At 55.8% G+C, this 240-nt stretch carries 1 protein-coding gene; it reads left to right on the top strand.

Annotated features, from left to right (window positions below; genetic code table 11):
• Nucleotides 1–240, top strand: a 240-nt coding sequence (locus E1297_RS51025; RefSeq protein WP_244327574.1) for a transposase, incomplete at both ends; no start/stop codon positions are given.

Raw genomic sequence — 240 nt, 5'->3', positions numbered from 1 at the left:
TCTCAACGTCCACAAAAGCCCGAGAGCCGCCAGGGAGATTCAGGAACGCGGTGCATCGGTGCTGTTCCTGTCGCGATACGCGCCCGACCTCAATCCAATCGAGAAGGCGTTCTCAAAACTCAAGGCCCTGCTCAGAAAGGCAATGGCCAGAGCATATGACGATTTGTGGAAGGTCGTCGGCCATGTCTGCGATCACTTCACCCCACGAGGGTGCTGGAACTACTTCAAGGCAACACAATG

The organism is Roseibium sp. RKSG952, assembly GCF_009711355.1.
This window is presented reverse-complemented; position numbering and strand designations above follow the sequence as displayed.